The following is a 20,840-nucleotide window of genomic DNA, read 5'->3' on the forward strand; positions in this document are numbered from 1 at the left end:
CCCTTCTTAAAAGAAAGGCTTTTTTATTCAAAATAGAAAACGACGTTTATTCCTCGTCTTCTTCTTTTACTTTTTTCTTAAGCGATTCTGCTGCATCACCTTTCTTCGCTGTATCGTACATTAATGGTGTTGCGATAAACATCGAAGAGTATGTACCAACAATAACACCGACGATTAAGGCGAACAATAAGCCTCTTAAAGAATCTGCACCAAAAGCAAACATCGCTAATAATACTACTAAGGTTGTTACCGAGGTATTTAAGGTTCTACTTAAGGTACTGTTTAATGATGCATTTATGGTCTTACCGAATTCCCAAGACGTATGCTCGTTTAAGAATTCTCTAATTCTATCGAAGACTACCACGGTATCATTCAACGAGTAACCAATTACCGTTAAGATCGCCGCGATAAAGGCTTGGTCGATTTCCATACTAAATGGCATAAACTTCCAAGTCAATGAGAATATCCCCAGTACGATTAAAACATCGTGGAAAACCGCCGCAACAGCACCTAAGGAGAATTGCCATCTCTTAAATCTGAATAGGATATAAAGGAATACCACAACTAAGGATCCTAATACGGCCCAGAACGATGATTTCTTAATATCATCGGCAATGGTCGGGCTCACTTTACTCGATAGCATCTTACCTATTTTTGCTTCGCCTGAACCATCTTGAAATTCTTGATAGGTCATACCTGAAGGTAAATAGGGCTTTAAGGCCTCAAAAAGCTTGGATTGTACTTCATCATCCGCTTCAACTGAGTTATCTTCTACTTTATACTTGGTAGAAATCTTCAGTTGATTGGCAGAGCCTATAGTTTTTACTTCAGCACTTGAGAACACCGCCGGATCACTTAATACTGTGGTAATCTCTTCGGTACTTACAGGCTGCTCAAATCGGACCTGATAGGTTCTACCCCCAACGAAGTCGATACCCTGGTCTAATTTATTAGTAAACAATGAAATAATACTTGCGGTCAATAGCAATCCTGAAATCATGTAAGCAATCTTACGCTTCTTTAAGAAATTGATATTGACATTCTTAAATAAGCCTTTCGTCATCGCCGTGGAGAAATCTAGAGTTCCACCTCTATTCGCCCACCAATCAATGAGTAGACGTGTAATAAATATAGCCGTGAATAACGAGGTTAAAATACCAATGATTAAGGTCGTTGCAAAACCTTTAATTGGACCTGTACCAAATACGAATAATATTAAGGCCGTTAAACCTGTGGTTATATTCGCATCTAAAATTGAAGATAAGGCATTTGAGAACCCGTCTTTAATCGATTCCTTTTGCGATTTACCTTTGGCTAACTCTTCGCGTATACGTTCAAAAATAAGTACATTCGCATCGACCGAAATACCAATGGTCAATACAATACCCGCAATACCTGGAAGGGTTAATACAGCACCTAAACTTGCCAGCACACCAAAGATCAATAAGATGTTAAGCAATAAGGCAATATCTGCAAAAATACCGGCCTTACCGTAGTAGAAAATCATCCAAATTAAAACAAAAGCTAAAGCGATGAGGAATGATTTCATTCCACTATCGATAGCTTCTTGTCCTAGTGATGGTCCTACCTCATCTGCTTGAATGATTTCAGCCGATGCTGGTAATTTACCAGCTCTTAATACATTGGCTAAATCCACCGCTTCCGTCAATGAGAAGGCTCCTGAAATTTGAGAGTTTCCACCAGAGATTGGCCCACTAGATACACTTGGGGCTGAATACACAATGTCATCCAAAACAATAGCGATATACCCTTGGGTTTCATATGCTACTTTGGTCATTTCTTCCCAAGTTTTTGCGCCCTTGGCATTCATCTGCATACTTACGGCTGGTCTACTGAGCTGATCGTAATCTTGTCTAGCATCTGTAATCACAGCACCACTCAATTGTGGTTGGTTATCTCTATTGCTCTTTATGGCGTATAACTCTGAAAACTCTGAATCTTTGGCTTGAATAGCCCAAACAAATTTGGCATAGCGCATTTCAGAAGGCAACTGCGCTCTGTTCTGCGGAGCGTTGAGTGCTTCTAGAACTTTCTTTTTATCCTTTGCTAAGAATCGTGCTATAATAGGGCCATTTCCGGGACCTTGAATTCCCAATGGATTAATATCTGCTACGTTCGTTGTATCCGCTTCAATTTGGCCTGTTAACTCATCTATGGTACTTGATGTTGTATCTTGTTCTACTTCATTAACCTCAGCAACGTCATCCGCTTTTTCTTCTTCCTTAGCGGCATCGACCATAGCCTGATTCACCTGAAACACATAAGGCAACATCTCCTCGGCTTTATAGGTCTCCCAGAATTGTAACTGAGCCGTTTTAGTGATGATATCTACAACACGTTTCTTATCTCTTGCCCCTGGTAATTCTATCAGAATACGACCAGAGTTTCCTAGACGCTGTATGTTTGGTGAGGATACACCAAAACCATCGATACGATTACGTAAGACTTCGAACGCGGAAACTATAGATTCGTCTATTTTTCGCTCTAAAACACTTTTTACCTCGTCATCAGACATATCAAATTTGATATCGTCACTCAAATCACGATTCGCAAAAATATCTGGTGATGCCAATTTGGTATCGCCCTTAATAGCGTCAAAGGCTCTAAAAAATGATTCTAAATACGATTCTTGCGCATCCTTCTGCAACTCCTCAGCATCAGCTAAGGCTTTATTGAATACAGGGTCCTTACTATTATTAGCCAATCCTTTTAATATATCCTTTACAGAAATCTGGATGATGGCATTAATACCTCCTTTAAGGTCTAGACCCAATTTCATGGCATTACCTTCAACCTCGTTGTAGTTATATTGAGATATTCCTAAACTATACACCTCGATGGGTTCGAACTTATCGCCTACTTGAATCTTAGAAGTCTTTAAAGAATCAAGGTAGTCTATTTCGGCCTGTGTCCTTAAGTCTTGGTAATCTTTTACTGTTTCGTCATATTTAGCTATGGCGGCTACTTTTGCTTCATCTTCAATTTGGTTAGCCTTAAATGTAAAAGACAACTGGTAAATACTTACCAAACCAAATAGCAGCGCAAACAGTTTAATTATTCCTTTGTTTTGCATTTTGTTTTGTTTTACGTCTAATTTTTAACGCGCAAATATAACATCTACGGTACAATCAGACTATTGATTTTTATGTTATTACTAGATTTTTTGACTGAAAAAATGTGCGGAAATTAATGGGAATTGTTTTAAATGTTTATTTCCCCTTAGGACCATGGTCCGGCTCTTACTTCAGGAAGTAAGTAAGCGTGATTATCTGTGTTTAAATTTTCATTACTGCTGTTTAAGGTGGCCTTAATCCTTGTACTCAGATATTCTGAATCGATTTGAAGTCCTGAGGTGTTTTTCTTTAGATGGTTAAATCGATCACTTTTTTGATTAAGCTCTACGATCTGAACACGATCAAAATCCCAATCAGCCGTATTGCTGTTTTCATGGATCTTTGTAACATTGAGCTTGTAGTCCCCCGATTGCTCCTCAGCAGGAATTTCACTTGAATTTTGAATTCCAAAACCATAGGTCAGTTTGAAATGCTCTTGGTTGGATAAAATACTTTGAATGTCCTCTACATTTGCCGTACTGTAGTAAACTATTTTGAGGTTCCCATCCTGATCTTGACCTACTTGTATCTGCTCAACACCGATGACATGAAGCTTTGACTTAATGGACTCAATGGTTTTCTGAGCATCATTTTCGTTGATTTCTGAACCCGAAAACTGAACGATAATCTGTTGGTTGGGTATAACGGAATGCTCTAAATACCTAAGGAGAAAGGCAGTCAGAATTATTAAAATACCAAAATGTAGTTTGGATTTCATCCGGCAAATATAGAAAATTTAGAGCGTTTTTATACCTACTGCTTATCTAACTTATTAATTCGAACAAACTTTAGTTTCGGTATCATTTGTTGAGACCTTAAGACATTTGATAAATCTATGGCCTGGTTCAACGTGAAACCACCTGAAATTTGAGTTAACCCGCCTGAAATGGGTCCTGAGGTAACTCCCGGTGCAGAATAAACCTGATCATTTAATGTTACCGCTATTTTTGTATCGTTCTCATAAGCGTCATTTGTCATTTGATACCACTTATGCGCTCCATATTCATTCATGGTAATACTAACTGCCGGTCGACCTATTTGATCATAATCTTGTTGCGCTTCAATGATATGAGATTCGTTTATTGGTGCTCTTTCTGTTTGGTTAGATTCAACACCGTATAACTCTACGTATCCATCATCTGGCCGTCCAAATAATAACTTTAAACGCCTATAATCACCAACAAAAAGTGATTTTACTTTATCGCCTTTAACCAGTTTTTTAAGATGCGGTAAATCCTCTTCTGCAAAAATAGGGAAACCCGCAGGGTTCAAACTTAACACCATAGAAGAAAAGGATTTGGGAATCGTATCATTTTTTGTAATGCTGTCCATTTTCAACACAAATCTTAACATCTGATCCTTAGCAATGCAAGGCCAAAAATCTAACTTCCCTTGATTTTCGACGATTTGATTAACCACATCAATATCAAAACCAGCAGGGAGTCTGACTATAATTTCGTTATCGGAATTGCGCTCAACTTCAACATTTTTATGGTATTTGCTTAGTCGTTTTTTAAGAACATCCATCGTTTTTGCCTTATCCGCCTTAGCAATATTTTCTAGATTTACGAAAGCATAGGTTATTTCATACTGCTCAGAATCAGAAAGATTGGCACAAGAAAAAAGCAAGGAAATTATTAAAAGAATACATAGTTTTTTCATAGGATCAAATTAAATAAAAAAAGACTGTGTTTCCACAGTCTTTTCTTCACAATTAAAATTATGGTTACATCCCTTCCATTTTAGTGTAACCCTCTGGTGGCGTCATACTAAACTTTGAGTCATCAACCTTTTCACTTTTAACTTCCGTAACCTCTGTTATCATCACCATTTCTGCTTCGCCTTGATTGACGGTAGCCTCCATATACATCGGAAAACCAGTAACTTTATCTCCAAGTTGTGCGGTCTGCTGACTCATTACAGGAATAATCTTATCTGTTGTGTACATAATCATCCTAACGGTGTTACCATCTTGACTCATCGTAATGATATGCTCTTTACACTCAAAACCAAGAATTGTTTTCGTTTTTGAGCCTTCTTCGACATTTATATTTTCTAGCATCTCCTTTGGAACCTCTATTTTTTGAGACATAAACTTCTTCCCCACCATAGGGCTATCCATAAGCGTAAGATTTTCCATGTTGTCACTGTCCGTGATTACCGTAACATCACCCGACATAGGGTTGGAAATTTCAACACGTGATTTTGTACCTTTAAAATAAGTCGTGCTAATGACTTCACCCATCATAGCCAATTGGGCTTTTATAGCTTCGTCATCGGTAGTGAACGTTTGTTTTGCGGTAATCACACCTTCATTAATTTTCTCTTGAGCCATGACCACTGTATGACATACCAGCAGTAAAGCAATTACAAGTATTTTTTTCATCTTTTTTTGTTTTTCTTAATATACAAAAAAACCTTACCAACAAGCATGCCAATAAGGTTTTTGTTAAGCTAAAGTTTCGCCTTAAAATTCAAGAAGGCCATTTGTCTTTTTGACGCCCTCGGCACTTTCTGCTAAGTGCACTTTTTCAGCATCGCTCAATGGTACATCCACAATTTTTTCAATACCATTGCGTCCTAAAATTACCGGTACGCCAATGCAAAGATCGCTTAGTCCATATTCGCCATCTAATAAGGTAGAGCATGGGAACATTTTCTTTTGGTCACATGCGATGGCCTGAACCAATCCACTTACAGCTGCACCAGGAGCATACCAAGCCGATGTTCCTAACAATTTGGTTAAGGTTGCCCCACCAACTTTTGTATCTTCTTTGACCTGATTTAAACGTTCTTCTGATATAAATTCTGAAACGTTAATACTGTTTCTAGTAGCATGAGATGTTAATGGTACCATACCTTTATCACTATGTCCACCTATAACCATACCATCAATATCGCTTATTGGGGCATCCAAAGCTTCGGCTAATCTATACTTAAAACGCGCGGAGTCTAAGGCTCCACCCATTCCTATAATTCTATGTTTTGGTAAATTCGTAGTTTTATGTGCTAAGTAGGTCATCGTATCCATCGGGTTACTTACTACGATAAGAATGGTATTTGGTGAATGCTCAACCAAGCTAGCAGATACCGATTTTACAATACCAGCATTAATACCTATCAATTCCTCACGCGTCATGCCTGGCTTACGAGGAATTCCCGAAGTGATGACGCAAATATCACTATTTGCAGTTTTAGAATAATCGTTAGTGCTCCCGGTGATTTTTGTATCAAATCCATTTAAAGATGCACACTGCATAAGATCCATGGCCTTACCTTCTGCATAACCTTCTTTGATATCTAAAATAACAACTTCGGAAGCAAAATTCTTGATTGCAATATATTCTGCACAACTTGCGCCTACTGCACCAGCGCCAACTACGGTTACTTTCATTTTTTTTGTTTTTATAGCGTTAAAAAATCGACTACAAATTTAACGCTTTACAAGCAAAATTCAATGACTTATGTCATAGTATTCCGAAATAAAAAAAGTGACCTTAAAGTTGGTATTTTATTGAACTAAAACCTTAACAGATTGATAACCATAATAGGTGTATAAGGTCAAAAAATAAGGTCCTGAGGATAATATTGAAGCATCCCAAGCAATTCTGTGTTTCCCCGCGTGCCTCGTGCCTTCAGTAATATTTTGAACGCGTTGACCGTGGATGTTATAGACACTTAATTCTGTAAATGTATAATTGGCAAGATTCAATTCTATAATTGTATTGCCCGAAGCTGGGTTGCCATTTTCTAATTGTATCGAGTGTCCTTTTGGTTTTACGACTTCAAAATCATCAATGCTCAATGAAGCATCAGCATACCTATAAACATTAGTCCCAGACGTATACATCAGCGTGTCATTGACACGTTGAAAGCGATTAAAACTACTTCCAATTGTTGGTTGATATTCCCACGTTTGACCTCCATCTAGGGTTTGATAAAATAAATCGCCAAATCCACCAACCCATCCTATAGTTTCGTTTAAAAACCCGATGCCTTGCATAGTTCCTGATGTATTAGGCGTTATAATCGTTTCAAGCTGCCAGGTCTGACCGCCGTCAATTGATTTAAAATATTGCGGGCTGGGTTCAAATTCTTCAATAGATGCGTAAAAAACAGTATCGTTGAGTTGTTGTATTTTCCATGCTCTTTGGTTGCTATGAGCTGATGTGGCTAGCTCGGTCCATGTATCCCCGCCATCTGTAGTTCCTAAAATTATCGCTTTCAGTCCTGTTCCTTGGGCACTTTGTCCAACGGCCCAGCCATTATCTGCATCTTTAAAATAAATGTCTACCAAACCATTGGCTAAAGAACTCATATCCATATAAGTCCATGTGTCACCTTGATCGAGGGATTTCATGATATATGCAAAACCATAGAATACACCGGTTATAAAAATGCTGTTCTCGTCCGGCATAGTGATACCACAAATACCACGTATGCTCACGGGAAAGTTTCCTGTGATATCCTCCCAATTTTCACCTCCATTTATGGTCCTTAAGAGTTGTGCATTTGGACCTCCACTAGACAATGTTCCTGCGAAGCCAATTTGGTCATTAAAAAATTCCACACTTCTAAAATACTGATTGGAATTATAGTATTGTTGGATCCAACTTTGACCACCATTCGTCGTTTTTAGGATTTGTCCACCACCATCTACGACCCAACCCATATCGGGTTCGACAAAATGCATATCCTCGAATCGCCAACTCAAGGTATTGGCATTTAAGGTCTGCCAGGATTGGGCAAACAGATTTTCAACGGATAACAATGCTACAACTAAAGTTATAGTGGAAAAAAAACCTATTAAAGTCCTCATATCACTTTTTATTCAAATGTAAATCGAAGACTTTTTAGGAAATAGTAAAAAAACGAAATACTAAGTGGCGCGAAGATTTAAGATATCGCCATCGGGATGTATGGATTCCAAAAACCGCTTAGGACTGTATCCCGTGAATTGTTTAAAGTCTTTAACAAAATGGGACTGGTCGTAAAAGCCATGATTTAAGGCTAGCTGCGTCAATAATCTAGAAGCACCTGTTTTAAGGTCTAAAATGACGCGATTGATTCTCATAATCTTATTGTAATGATTTGGAGATAAGCCTATTTCGTTTTTAAAACGCTGCTCAAGGCGACGCTTGCTCACGTTAAGCTTGTGCAGTGCAAGGTCCGAAGGTAGGTGCTCAAAACTTTTAAACACCATGCCTAAATGATCACTATTGAAATCGCTCATAACATTGCTAAAATAGTTTTCAATTGTACGGATTCTGCCTTCAAGTGTTTTAGAACCTATTATTTTTTCGGATAGCATTTTAATTCCCAGCAGTCCTAAATCATCCAAGCCAATAGAGTTATCCGTAAGGTAATGCATATCGGCACTACATATTTGATTGGCCATCCAAGGATAGAATTTTACACCAAATACATTAAGGTCGCCCCTAGAAATATCTAAGTCCACATAATTCTTGATTTGACCAAAAACATGAAAACGCGGAGTTGTCGTATGAGACTTGATATTCGAAAAATTACATTGCCATGGTATTCCTAAATGGAACACCCAATCTACCATACCATCTGGAACAAATCTATAGTTTCCGACTTGTTGATCACTTTCTTCTTCAGTAAGGGTCCAGTAGTACGCTATAAAATGCTGTAAGTGTATGGCGGGTTTATAGTACTGAAACTTCATTTGAACTATCGAAAACTCACTGCTATACCAACGGTTGCCGTATTAAATTTCTGAAAGGTGTAGTCCCCAAATATTTTAAAAAATCCTAAGTTCAGCCGTGTACCTATAGTGGCTCTTACTCCGTCGGCTTCAAAGTCTAAATTAATAGGATTACTTATAGACTCGTTTACTGTACCAATAACATTACCATTACCATCTTCTAAGTCATAGGTTAAGGTATAATCCCCTTTCATCTTGGCCGTTGTTCTACCATTATTATAACCTAAACTTCCATATACAGTTATTATTTTAAAATCCAAAGATCCTAAGGCTTGAATGGTCCAGGTATTCATTTTAAATTCGGCTTCGCCATTATTTACGGCTACATTATCGTCAATGTCATCATTTATGTCGTAAGTGACTTTCATATTGGTAAATGCTCCTAATATGGAAATACTCAACGGTAATTTGTCTATTGGCCCTAGGTACTGCGTTAAGTCGTGCTGTAGCCCGAAACCGATTAAACCAGCTTCGATATCATCATCAAAACCTGTATTAGGTACAAACCGCGCTTTAATATCTGTTTTAAAAGGCAGTCCAAAACCTACTTGAACGGTAGGAGCCGGCACAGCATTTACCGGTAAATCATCAGTAATACCACCTGGCATATTAAAACTTGCCACTTTAAACGTACCATCACCAACAGGTATGGATATATCGACCGTGGTTTCTGTGTCATTTTCGCTCATAACCGTTGGTAATTCTGTTTCGCCATTGGGTAAGGACACAAAGGAATAGTCACCAGGGACAAAAGCAAACACCTGTGATTCATCAGGAACAAAAGAGGCATTAAAGCCAATCGTAAGGTCGAATCCAAATTTCTTATGGACTTTAGCCGTAGTCGCCCAGCCACCGTTCATACTATACATTAACCCTTCCATTGCAGGGCTTAGATAGTTTTCGGTAAGTAAGCTAGCGTCATCAGCAGCTAATAAAATGGTTTCAAGTTCTTGTGCTTTACATAGTTGCAGACTTGCAACTAGGATAACTGAGGCAATTAACTTTTTCATGATCTCTAAGGTTAAGATTAGGATAAAGCTATAAAAAAAGAATTGAAAACTAACGTTTTAGCGATGATATTTACGCTTTATCGGTATGTTTTATTTGAGCTTACCACTGTAAGGCATAAAAAAAGCACCCCTTTCGGAGTGCTCTTTTAACTTTATAAGGTTTGCATGATCTAAGCATCTATATTCGCATAAATCGCATTTTTTTCGATAAACTCTCTTCGTGGTGGCACTTCATCCCCCATAAGCATAGAGAAAATACGGTCGGCTTCGCCACCATTATCAATTTGTACTAAGCGCATCGTTCTAAACTCTGGGTTCATAGTGGTATCCCAAAGTTGCTCGGCATTCATCTCACCGAGACCTTTATAACGTTGAATTTTAGAACCATCCCCAAATTGCTGAATAATCTCATCGCGCTCTTTATCGGACCATGCGTACTGTTTTTTCGCACCTTTTTTCACCAAATACAATGGTGGTGTCGCGATATAAACATGTCCGTTTTCTATCAACTCTTTCATATAGCGGAAGAAGAAGGTCAAAATCAAGGTGGCAATATGGCTACCGTCAATATCGGCATCACACATAATCACGATTTTATGGTATCTTAATTTTGAAAGATTTAGTGCTCTAGGGTCTTCTTCTGTACCTATGGTAACACCAAGTGCTGTAAATATATTTTTAATCTCTTCGTTTTCGAACACTTTGTGTTGCATGGCTTTTTCGACGTTAAGAATTTTACCTCTCAAAGGTAATATGGCTTGAAATGCCCTATCGCGCCCTTGTTTAGCCGTCCCACCTGCAGAATCACCCTCTACTAAGAACACTTCGCATTTTGCTGGATCTTGTTCGGAGCAGTCCGATAATTTACCAGGTAAACCGCCAATGCTCATAACGGTTTTACGCTGCACCATCTCACGGGCTTTCTGCGCAGCATGACGCGCTTGAGCCGCTAAGATGACCTTCTGAACAATCGTTTTTGCATCTTCTGGATGTTCCTCTAAGTAATCCGTTAGCATCTCAGAAACCGCTTGTGATACGGATGCTGAAACTTCTCTATTACCCAATTTCGTTTTGGTCTGACCCTCAAACTGGGGCTCAGCCACTTTTACGGAAACTATAGCTGTTAAGCCTTCACGAAAATCATCACCTGAAATATCAAATTTTAGTTTGTCCAACATTCCGGAATTGTCCGCATATTTTTTAAGCGTATGCGTTAGCCCACGACGAAAACCTGAAAGGTGAGTTCCTCCTTCATGGGTATTAATATTATTGACATAGGAATGCAGATTTTCGGCATAAGAAGTATTGTAAACCATAGCGACCTCAACAGGAACACCATTCTTTTCCCCTTCAAAAGAAATAACATCTTTCATCAATGGTTCGCGGTTACCATCCAAAAACTTCACAAACTCTGGCAATCCGTTTTCTGAATAGAAAGTCTCACCTTCAAAAGAGCCATCCTCTTTTTTATGACGACGATCTACGAGATGGATCGTAATCCCTTTATTCAAGTAGGCGAGTTCGCGCATACGACTCGCTAGTGTATCATAATTGTATTCTAAAGTAATTTGGAAAATCTGAGGGTCAGGTTTAAAGGTTACTGTTGTACCTGTTTTATCCGAATCTCCAACGGTCTTTACAGGATACATGGTCTTACCACGCTCGTACTCCTGCTCCCATATTTTCCCATCTCTATGAACGGTAGCCTTTAAATGCTCTGAAAGTGCATTAACACAACTTACACCTACGCCATGCAATCCACCGGATACTTTATAGGAATCCTTATCGAACTTACCTCCGGCACCAATTTTGGTCATAACGACTTCTAATGCCGAAACCCCTTCTTTTTTATGGAGACCAACGGGTATACCTCTACCATCATCCTCCGTGGTTATAGAGTTATCCTCATTTATAGTTACTGTTATATTATCACAATATCCCGCTAAGGCTTCGTCAATAGAGTTATCCACGACCTCATACACCAAGTGGTGTAATCCTCTTACCCCTACATCACCAATATACATGGATGGGCGCATGCGCACATGCTCCATACCTTCGAGAGCCTGAATGCTATCAGCGCCATATTGTTTTTTATTGTCTTCGCTCATAATTATATTTAATCTTGATTTTTAGATTTTTCTATATATCCTATACAAAAAAAAGACGCTTTTGCGCCTCTTCTGAGTACATACAAATATACGAAATAACCAAGCTTTTTTAAAGCTTTTTATCGACTTTATGCAATAATTATTAACAATTGTTAAAAACAAGAAAGTGCCTTAAAACGGCTAAAAAGTACCTTAAAATGAATTTTACCCTTTTTTATCTATATCCAAAAACTGAAATTAACGAAGATTCCTTAGGAGCCATTTTTTTAGTTATAAAAAGTTCAATTCGGCATCAATTTCTTCTAGATTAGCATCAAAACCTTTCAATAATTCTGACTCTGCATAATGCGCATCTTCCATAATCATTCCAACAAAGCTGAGCATTTGCAACGTCCCCTCTTCTGTGGTCTGATTGATTTCAAAGATGCCATTGCTAACGGTTTGGCCAAAATCATTATAGAATTGAACGGAAGTATATAAACTATTTAAAGATTCTGACAACTCTAAACTAAAGTCTTTCATTATACCCGACTGTACCGCTGTTTGAAAGGAAGCCGTACGCAACCTAAATATACGATGCCCTTTCCAAAAGCTTAAAGCATTAGTCTTGGTGGTTTTTAAGGTTTCCGGATTCAAGGTGTTCATAGTATCTCTTATCATATTATGATAAGGAAACACAGTTTCAATATGTTTTTTATTTGCTTGAATTTCTTTTTTAATACTTGTCAGAATTTGAAATTTTGCTTCTTGTGCTTTTATGTTATCATTCCAATTATTGATCTGGAGTGCTATTAGAATCCCGACCACCACGAGGAGTATTTCCCCAATGGCGTATTTGAAATAGGTCGCTATTTTGTTTTTCATAATGAGGTTTTGACGAATTTTGCGAAAGAATTTAATCATGCGCCCATAGATAAAATAAAATTTGCCAAGATTAAACTTAGATCTTCATAAATGTAATAAAATGTCATGAAATCATAGTTTTACTTAATGCCAAAGTAAAAAAAGCGAATCTTTCGATTCGCCTTTTCATATATGTGCCACTGTTTATATATAAGTCGATTACTAACCGTCTTTATACACCTTATGTCCGATACTAAAGTCGCCCATATGTTTAAATGCTTCGTCCCTATCTAATGCAATCTTTATACAGCGAACCTCATTAGTATATTGCGGTACACTTAAGGCTAAAGCATCATTTGGAAAGTATCATTAAAATTAAGACCGATCATTCACTCAAGTTTTCAATGCACCAAAACCCTTTTGATTGTGATTGATTTTTCCGAAAATATCTTCAGAACATAGAGTCCGGGTAAAATGTTTTCGATAATATAGGCGTCTCCACTTCTATTGTGAACATCTTCTGTTCTTATAACCTGACCTTTTAAATTTACAATCTGTATATGTGTTAGTTCTAAATTAGTTAACAACGATATGCTACCCGTATTTGAAGGGTTTGGAAAGATTCTTAAATCGTCCAAATTCAAACTATTTACGCCAAGCAAGCAATCAACAGTTATACTTACAGGGTCACCAGAACATGAACTAGAATTTGTCTCTACCACTGTTATCTCACCTAAATTTCCATTAAAATCTACTTCTATCTCATTTGTGCCTTGCCCAGAAACAATACTAGCTCCAAACGGAACCTCCCATTGATAGGTAGAACCCGCTGTATTCTCTACGTTATAGGTTTCGTTGAAATTAAAATTACAATCTATGATATCAAAACCTGAGATCTCTGAAGTGGTTGGTTTTGGGTCAACCGTTAACGTGAATGATTGATTTAAGGTGATCCCATTGCATTGATCTTGGTAATTAAGAGTGTAAGTTGTGGTTGCTGTTGGTGAAAACGTCGGCATAACGCTATTGATGTCACTAACACCGTTATCGGGACTCCAAACTGGATTACTTATGCCAGGAAGGCCTGTGATTATGGACTCACCCTGACAAATGGTTGTATCTTCCAAAGACACCTGATTTACTGGTAGTGTTACTATCCTTACTCGGTGTCTGTTTGTTGCAGCGCCTGTAGAGGCAGTAACACCCCAATACGGATATTGCCCAACAATCGCAGTTAAATCTCCAATGTAACGCAGCCTTAAACTACCTGAAAGATAAGCCTCAAAGGTTTGGGTAGAGGCCACCCATGTAAACCTAACAGGTTTATAATTACCATCTTCTACGTTCCCACCTAAAATAACGGTATCCGAACCGGCATCGTTAGATAATATATTTGCACTGCTGTGGTTAATAACACCATCCCGAAACATGGCCATATGGTCCTGTCCGCCTGATGGGTCACTAAGCGTGGTATTTCGGTAGGTATCAAACTCTACAATAAGCGAATTATCTATTCCTGAGGCTCCTAATCCACCTCCACCTCCGCCAGCACTTAAACAATCACCTTGCAGGGTAAAAGTCATACCGTCTGCACCACTGCTATTATTGGATCCAAAATTGAACTCAAGCTCTATATCAAAATCCTCAGTCAAGTCCAAAGGTTGGGTAAACCATATCTGTCCGTTTTTAGTCATTTGGTTTGGTGTCAACTCAAAAGTATCACTGCCCAAATACGATGCATCGTTGTTTATGGCAAAACCGTTTTCGACGGTTTGTCCTTCTATTAGATTCGAGCAAACCATACAAAAAAATGCCAAAATTAGCGTAGTCTTATTCATAATAGTTATCCTTTAAGTATTCTTATCTGTTTTGTATATAATCACTCAAGGTGTTTTTACTATCGGAATAATCGAACACATCATTAACCTTAAAGTAGTTATTAGGTTCGGTGCAGTAGTCATAGGCAAATTTTGCAAACTCTAATTTTGAAGCTTCGTAACTTAATAATTCACAAATGCGCTTTATTTGGTTTACGCTCATACAGTTGGAGCTACTTACCTGTCTTGCTAATTGCAATGCTGTTTGATCATATCCAGCATTTTTTATAGTAGTTAAAGCGCTATTAAAATCTTGATTAGACATGGCATAGGCATTTGTACACCCACTAGTATCGTAAGGCTGCTCTTCGTAAGGTTGCTCCTCGTAGGGTTGCTCTTCAACGATGACAGTTTCAGTAACAACTGGCTCATTAATCGATACGTTTACATTTACACCTGGTAAATTTACATTGGCATTAACGGATGTATTTTGCTGGGGCTCTTCCCTTATTACAACCACCTCCCGATTTGGTGGTACAGGATGACCAAAACGCCTAACATATACATTTGATGGTGCTACAAATCCCTGAACAACTGGAATAGAAGAAAAGAAGCTCAATTTCATTTTGCCTTTTCTGTTCTTGTTACGTTTTATTTTATACGTCACATCACTCATTATGCCATCCAAATCTGCTATTTGCAAAAAATTCTTGCTGATGTCTTTTAAAGATTCATCCTTAAAAATTATCTTGACATTGTAATGCGGATTTAACAATTCTTCAACACGAATGTTGGTCTGGGGTTCATCATTCATTTCCTCGCCATTTATTATTAAATAAAAGGCATCGCCATCCTCAGAAAATATGGTTAAGTGACCAAAAGGTTGGACTTGAGAAAACATGGTTTGGGTTAAGATCAGTAAGGTTACTGATATAAAAAATCTACTTTTCATAATTTGGGGTTTACTGTGTTTAACTATTTATAGTTTTATTATTTTCCGACTTCCGATTTTGTTGTTACTACTAATCTTAAAAACATAGACTCCAGAATCCAAAAAGCTAAGGTCAATAGCGTTTTCTTTCGCTAGGCTTTTAAAGCTCTTGACCTTCCTGCCATTCAAATCAAAGATTTGTAGTTCGGAATGACCATCAACTTCTTTTAAATTTACATGTACCTCTTTTTTGATTGCAGTGGGAAAAATTGAAAAATCATTAGACTCAATATGATCAACATTGAGTGTGATATCTAGAGTAATTGAACTTCGTCTTAGGTCTAAGCCTGTAACTATACTGTTTCTTACAATACAATGATAAACGCCCATATCACTCTGATCGACATTTAGCAATTCATAACTCGGTAAAGAAGTAGCTACTAAGGAAGCATTATCCTTATACCAAAAGTAAATGGTATTATTACTTCCCGTAACATTGGCCGATAGGGTTATGTTGTCCCCATCTTGTAACTGTATCGTTTCTTCTTCTCCAAAAGGGTTTTGTGATTGATAGGAATAGAACGATAACTGTGTGTTTGCTACATGATTTGGTTCTAAATCTCCAAATTGGAAATTATTATCTCTTATTAACACATTAGAAATCGTTGGAGAGTTTGAAAAATCTGGAACTTCACCACTTAAAAAATTGTTTTCTAACAGCAAACTATTCAGAGCTTGCATCGTCGTCACCTCAACTGGTATAACACCTGTAAGTCTATTATTTCTGAGGTCGACAAGAGACAGGTCATTTAAAGTTGTTAATGCTATTGGTATCTCTCCATCAAAAAAATTGGAATTCATATCTAGATTTGCCAAATCTGTGTTATTTGAAAAATCTGGAATGGTACCAGTGAAGTTGTTTAAACCCAGATATAAAAACCTTAAATCTAACATACCTGAAAATATATTAGGGAGATCACCATCTAATTGGTTATTGTTAACCCTAAAATCCATTAACCCGGTTAAGTTCCCTAAAGACAACGGCAGTTCACCCGAGAGGTTATTATCATTTAGATAAAATCCCCAGAGCGATGTACTAAAATTCCCTAATTCAGGTGGAATACTCCCAGTTAAATTATTACCAGAAAATGAAAACCGTTCTAGATTGGATAGATTTCCTAGTTCTGGCGGAATGGTTCCTGAAAAATCATTATTGCCAAAATCTAGGTCCCTCAAGTTTGAAAAACTGCCAATACCTGACGGTATTTGCCCCGTGAAAGCATTACCAGAAAACCGCAATACGGATAAATTTGTAAGATTACCGAAACTTGATGGTAGGTTTCCCGTTAACCCATTATTGCGCATATTTATGGATAATAAGTTCGTTAAATCACCAAAGGATTCTGGCAATGTGCCATTAACGTTATTATTGTTCATAGATAATCCTGTGACCTGGTTTGAAGATACGGTTACGCCAAACCAAGTGCTTACGGGTTCACTAGTATTCCAATTGGTATTATTTGTCCAATTTGGCCCATCTGTAGCATTGTAGAAATCAATAAGTGCATCTATTTCGACTTGACTTTGGGCCATCACAATCCCATTTGTAAATATCGAAATAAGCATAAGTAGTTTTAGCTTCATAATTCCGCCATTTTGGTTATTACAAAGCTATTTTCTAAGCTTAATCTATACAATAAGTAACCTTACTCAATTAATTCCTTATGCTTCTGTGCCCATATAAGCAGCGCATTGGGTTTTGGATGGAGTTTTAACTTCTTTACGATATTGCCGCGATGGTTGCTTACGGTCCGAGGAGAGATATTTAACATGTTTGCTATCTCATTACTTGTCATCTCCTCTGCCACTAACTTCAGTATTTTAATTTCGGAAGGTGTTAAGTTTTCCAACATCGCATTGGCGTCAGAGGTCTTTAAAAAACGTTTGTATATTTTCTTACTAAAATAGGATTCGCCATTAATAACTTTTTCTAAGCATACCTCTATCTCATTCAAAGCAAATTCTTTTAAGAGATAGCCATGAATATTATAGCGCATAGCATTTTCGTATATCTTTTTTTCCTTGTGTAGGGTAATTAAAATAATCTTTGTATCAAGATTGTGGCGCTTGCAGTTTTTTGCGATCTCTATTCCTGTAAGATTAGGCATGTCTATATCCAATATAGCGATATCAGGTTTTTGTTTTACGATAGCATTATAAGCCTTCTTACCATCAGTGCATGTCGCAATGACATTATGCTTATGGTCTTGCAGAAATGTCTCTAGTCCTCTTAATAAAATAGGGTGATCATCTGCAATAAGTATGGTTGGTTTACGCATTCTTAGGTATATTAAAATACAATATTGTTCCCCTTTTTGAAGATACTACCTTAAAAGTTCCATTTAAAATAGAAACGCGCTCTTGCAGCGTTTTTAATCCAATTTTTGATTTGGACTGTTGCTCTTTTTCCACATTGAATCCTTTGCCATTATCCGTTATTACAATTGAAATATGATCTTTAAAATTGTTTATTTGTATCTGTGCCGATTTAGCATTGGAGTGTTTGAGAATATTGTTAAAACTCTCCTGAATTAATCTGAAAATATTGATTTCCTGCTCAGGTTTAAATAGTCCATCAATATCATCAATCTCTGTTGTAATAAATATATCTTGGTGTTCGTCTATACTATCGATATTACTATTAATAGTATCTGTAAGACCCATTTCCTGTAGCTTGAACGGATGCAAATTTCTAGACATTTCACGCACTTCATCTATAATTTCATCGACCATATCTACAGTTTTGTAATCACTATTAAACAGTATTTTATTTTTTACCATTAACAAACTCTGGCCAATACTATCGTGCAACTCTCCCGAAATCCTAATACGCTCTTGCTCTTGAGCATTGAGTAAATCTTGAGTAAACTCTTCTTTTAACTTTTGCTTTTTCTTATTTCTATATATGATGTATCCTATTATTAAAAAAGAAGTCAATACAAGTACGGTAATCCAGAAATACCATAGACGCCAAAATGGTATTTTAATGGTCAATGCAAGCTTAACAGGCTCCTTTTGCCATATACCATTTCCATTATCCGCGGTAAACTCAAACACATAGTGCCCTGCAGGAATATAGGAATAAACAACATTAGGGTTACTCGTAGGTTGAGACCAAACATCACCTTCCCTTAAACCTTTGAGGCGATACTTATATTTAATCTCTTCCGAATTTGTAAAGCTAATAGCCTCCATGGTAAAGGAAAGATGGTTACTATCATAAGGTAAAACCAATTTTTCTTTCTCTCTGTATATGGAATCTGCCAGAGGCTCAGCAAATAACTTGACCGTCCTAAGATTTAGCAATGGAGCTTTGTAATTGGGTTTATATTTGGTTTCATCAAAAAATAGCACTCCATTTGATGGAATGCCGACGAGGGTTCCGTCTTCCAAAAACTTTGTACCATTAAAAATCAATTCTGAGTCTCTAAATTTACTGGGAAACTTATAAGTTGATTCTACAATGGTATTATTTATTAGGAGTCGACTTAAGTCAATTTTATAATAACGTCCTTTTTTAGCAAAATACAAGGCGTTGTTCTTTGTGCTAAACGAGTTAAACCCCTCAGCTTCATTTTCTTTCTTATAATTATATGTTGCTATGTTATAGTTACCCTCATTTAAGGTAATATGATAAAGAGAGTCATCATTGATGGCTACAACTTCATTTTTGCTAATGGCCTCGGCCCCAGTAAAGAAACTGTGCCTTTGAATCGGTAGTCCTGAAATTTCTGATAATGTACCATTCTCAAAATTGAATAGTCCTTGTGTTTTTGGAAGGAGATAGTTATCGCCTATAGGAGCTATATCGATACTTCGAAACGCATTTATAATGTAGGACGAATCCCTATTTATGATTTTCATAGAACGCGTTGCCATCAATATCGTATTTGTAGAATCATTATAACCAAAGTGATAAACACCCTTATCCAATATGCGTCTGTCGTTCTTAGCATTTGTTAGTACCACCTCGCTATCTGTGGTATATAATAATTGGTTGTCGAATGTTTTAGTTAAAGAAGTTGTTGGGGCTGATGTTAATAATTGCTTCTGGATCTTATTATTGACTAAAGTTGCAACTCCCTTATCTGTAGCAATTCTAATATGACCATCAAAAATTTCTACATCATTTACTTTATCCGAGGGCAGACCATCTGAAGCATCATAAAATTTGAACGATTCGTCCCTAAAACGCCCAATACCAGAATTTAAAGTTCCCAACCATATATTTTCTTCTCTATCTAAAGCAACATCAGAGACGTATTCTGATTGAAAGCCAACAGATTCATTATATAGTTTATAATCACCCGTTGATTTATTAAAAATAGCAAATCCATTACCTTCCAAACCTAGAACAAGTGTATCTGTGCCATAGGGTTTAATAGATACAACCCTATTTAAATTAGCTTCCTTTTTATTAAAATTGTAGGTTATAACGTCATCTCCAATGATTTTATACATAGCACCATAGGCGCCTAGCCAGATCACATTCTCAACATCCAAAAAAACAGTATAGCATATATTATTGATGTTATGCGATTCACTGTCCATGTAAGTGATCTCCGTAGTTTTGATATTAAATTTTATGAGTCCGTAAGAGGTCGATGCAATGAGTATGGTTTCTTTATCCAACCATGCTACGTCATTGGGGGCTAATGATTTTGGAAACTTAAAAAACTCAGAATGCATCAAGCTTGCCTCGTCGTTCTTGTAGGCTGTTATGGTGTGATGGGCAATGGCATATACGGTTCCATCATCACCTTCTAGAAATGCCACTGTGCCAAAAACTTCTTGAGGGTTGTCCCTTTCAAAATTCTTGATCTTACCATTTTCAATGCGACTGACACCTTTATCTACAGTTCCGATCCAAATTCGTCCTTTAGAATCTTCGAATAGGGTTAGCACATAATTACTTGCTAAACCTTCTTTTCGCGTGTAGTTTGTAAATGTACTCCCATTAAATACGCTAACGCCCCCCATGGTTCCAAGCCATATCCTTCCATCACTTGCTGCTAGGATACTATGCACCTCATTACTAGGCAAGCCATTAGATGTATCTAGAGTCTTAAAATCATATTGTTGTGCGTGTGAACTAATAATAAAAAATGAAAAAAAGATCAAAAATGTAAATCTCAATTCATGTATTTTAAGGCATAATTCCATTCGGTTAATTGCAACACGTAAAGATATACAGAATTAGTTTGCAAGT

The 20,840-nt window shown here is 37.2% G+C and carries 15 protein-coding genes; all 15 read right to left on the bottom strand.

What is annotated here, in order from left to right:
• Positions 1 to 46 precede the first annotated feature (46 nt).
• The 15 genes from secDF to ACO052_RS20415 all read right to left on the bottom strand — a co-directional run bounded on the left by secDF (position 47) and on the right by ACO052_RS20415 (position 20,767).
• Positions 47 to 3,094 (bottom strand): protein translocase subunit SecDF, encoded by a 3,048-nt coding sequence (secDF, locus tag ACO052_RS20345; RefSeq protein ID WP_422105647.1) that lies wholly within the window; start codon positions 3,092 to 3,094, stop codon positions 47 to 49.
• A 146-nt stretch (positions 3,095 to 3,240) separates the two neighbouring features.
• Positions 3,241 to 3,852, bottom strand: a complete 612-nt coding sequence (locus ACO052_RS20350; protein WP_422105648.1) for a hypothetical protein — start codon at positions 3,850 to 3,852, stop codon at positions 3,241 to 3,243.
• Between the two features lie 35 nt (positions 3,853 to 3,887).
• Complete coding sequence (locus tag ACO052_RS20355) at positions 3,888 to 4,796, bottom strand: SecDF P1 head subdomain-containing protein (protein ID WP_422105649.1); 909 nt, start codon at positions 4,794 to 4,796, stop codon at positions 3,888 to 3,890.
• 64 nt (positions 4,797 to 4,860) lie between these two features.
• Positions 4,861 to 5,520 carry a hypothetical protein gene (locus ACO052_RS20360; protein ID WP_422105650.1) on the bottom strand — a complete coding sequence of 220 codons (660 nt, stop codon included), beginning with the start codon at positions 5,518 to 5,520 and terminating at the stop codon, positions 4,861 to 4,863.
• Positions 5,521 to 5,601: 81 nt separating this feature from the next.
• Positions 5,602 to 6,528 carry a malate dehydrogenase gene (mdh, locus tag ACO052_RS20365; protein WP_422105651.1) on the bottom strand — a complete coding sequence of 309 codons (927 nt, stop codon included), beginning with the start codon at positions 6,526 to 6,528 and terminating at the stop codon, positions 5,602 to 5,604.
• Between the two features lie 117 nt (positions 6,529 to 6,645).
• The gene (locus ACO052_RS20370; protein ID WP_422105652.1) at positions 6,646 to 7,953 is read right to left on the bottom strand and encodes a YCF48-related protein; all 1,308 of its coding nucleotides are present in this window, start codon (positions 7,951 to 7,953) and stop codon (positions 6,646 to 6,648) included.
• Positions 7,954 to 8,013: 60 nt separating this feature from the next.
• The gene (locus tag ACO052_RS20375; RefSeq protein WP_422105653.1) at positions 8,014 to 8,823 is read right to left on the bottom strand and encodes an AraC family transcriptional regulator; all 810 of its coding nucleotides are present in this window, start codon (positions 8,821 to 8,823) and stop codon (positions 8,014 to 8,016) included.
• Positions 8,824 to 8,828: 5 nt separating this feature from the next.
• The gene (locus tag ACO052_RS20380; protein WP_422105654.1) at positions 8,829 to 9,872 is read right to left on the bottom strand and encodes a DUF6588 family protein; all 1,044 of its coding nucleotides are present in this window, start codon (positions 9,870 to 9,872) and stop codon (positions 8,829 to 8,831) included.
• A gap of 170 nt (positions 9,873 to 10,042) precedes the next feature.
• Entirely contained in the window at positions 10,043 to 11,980 is a 1,938-nt protein-coding gene (gyrB, locus tag ACO052_RS20385; RefSeq protein WP_422105655.1) for a DNA topoisomerase (ATP-hydrolyzing) subunit B, read from the bottom strand.
• A 270-nt stretch (positions 11,981 to 12,250) separates the two neighbouring features.
• On the bottom strand, positions 12,251 to 12,844 hold the full coding sequence (locus tag ACO052_RS20390) for a DUF6090 family protein (protein WP_422105656.1): 594 nt from the start codon (positions 12,842 to 12,844) through the stop codon (positions 12,251 to 12,253).
• Positions 12,845 to 13,224: 380 nt separating this feature from the next.
• Positions 13,225 to 14,661, bottom strand: a complete 1,437-nt coding sequence (locus ACO052_RS20395; protein WP_422105657.1) for a lectin-like domain-containing protein — start codon at positions 14,659 to 14,661, stop codon at positions 13,225 to 13,227.
• Positions 14,662 to 14,683: 22 nt separating this feature from the next.
• Entirely contained in the window at positions 14,684 to 15,592 is a 909-nt protein-coding gene (locus ACO052_RS20400; RefSeq protein ID WP_422105658.1) for a DUF4476 domain-containing protein, read from the bottom strand.
• 27 nt (positions 15,593 to 15,619) lie between these two features.
• Positions 15,620 to 17,215 carry a leucine-rich repeat domain-containing protein gene (locus ACO052_RS20405; RefSeq protein ID WP_422105659.1) on the bottom strand — a complete coding sequence of 532 codons (1,596 nt, stop codon included), beginning with the start codon at positions 17,213 to 17,215 and terminating at the stop codon, positions 15,620 to 15,622.
• Between the two features lie 62 nt (positions 17,216 to 17,277).
• Positions 17,278 to 17,910, bottom strand: a complete 633-nt coding sequence (locus ACO052_RS20410; RefSeq protein WP_422105660.1) for a response regulator — start codon at positions 17,908 to 17,910, stop codon at positions 17,278 to 17,280.
• The gene (locus ACO052_RS20415) at positions 17,903 to 20,767 is read right to left on the bottom strand and encodes a two-component regulator propeller domain-containing protein (RefSeq protein WP_422105661.1); all 2,865 of its coding nucleotides are present in this window, start codon (positions 20,765 to 20,767) and stop codon (positions 17,903 to 17,905) included. The genes ACO052_RS20410 and ACO052_RS20415 overlap by 8 nt, the downstream gene beginning before the upstream one ends.
• Positions 20,768 to 20,840 lie beyond the last annotated feature (73 nt).

Origin of the sequence: Winogradskyella sp. (assembly GCF_965228925.1) — a bacterium.
GTDB lineage: Bacteria > Bacteroidota > Bacteroidia > Flavobacteriales > Flavobacteriaceae > Winogradskyella.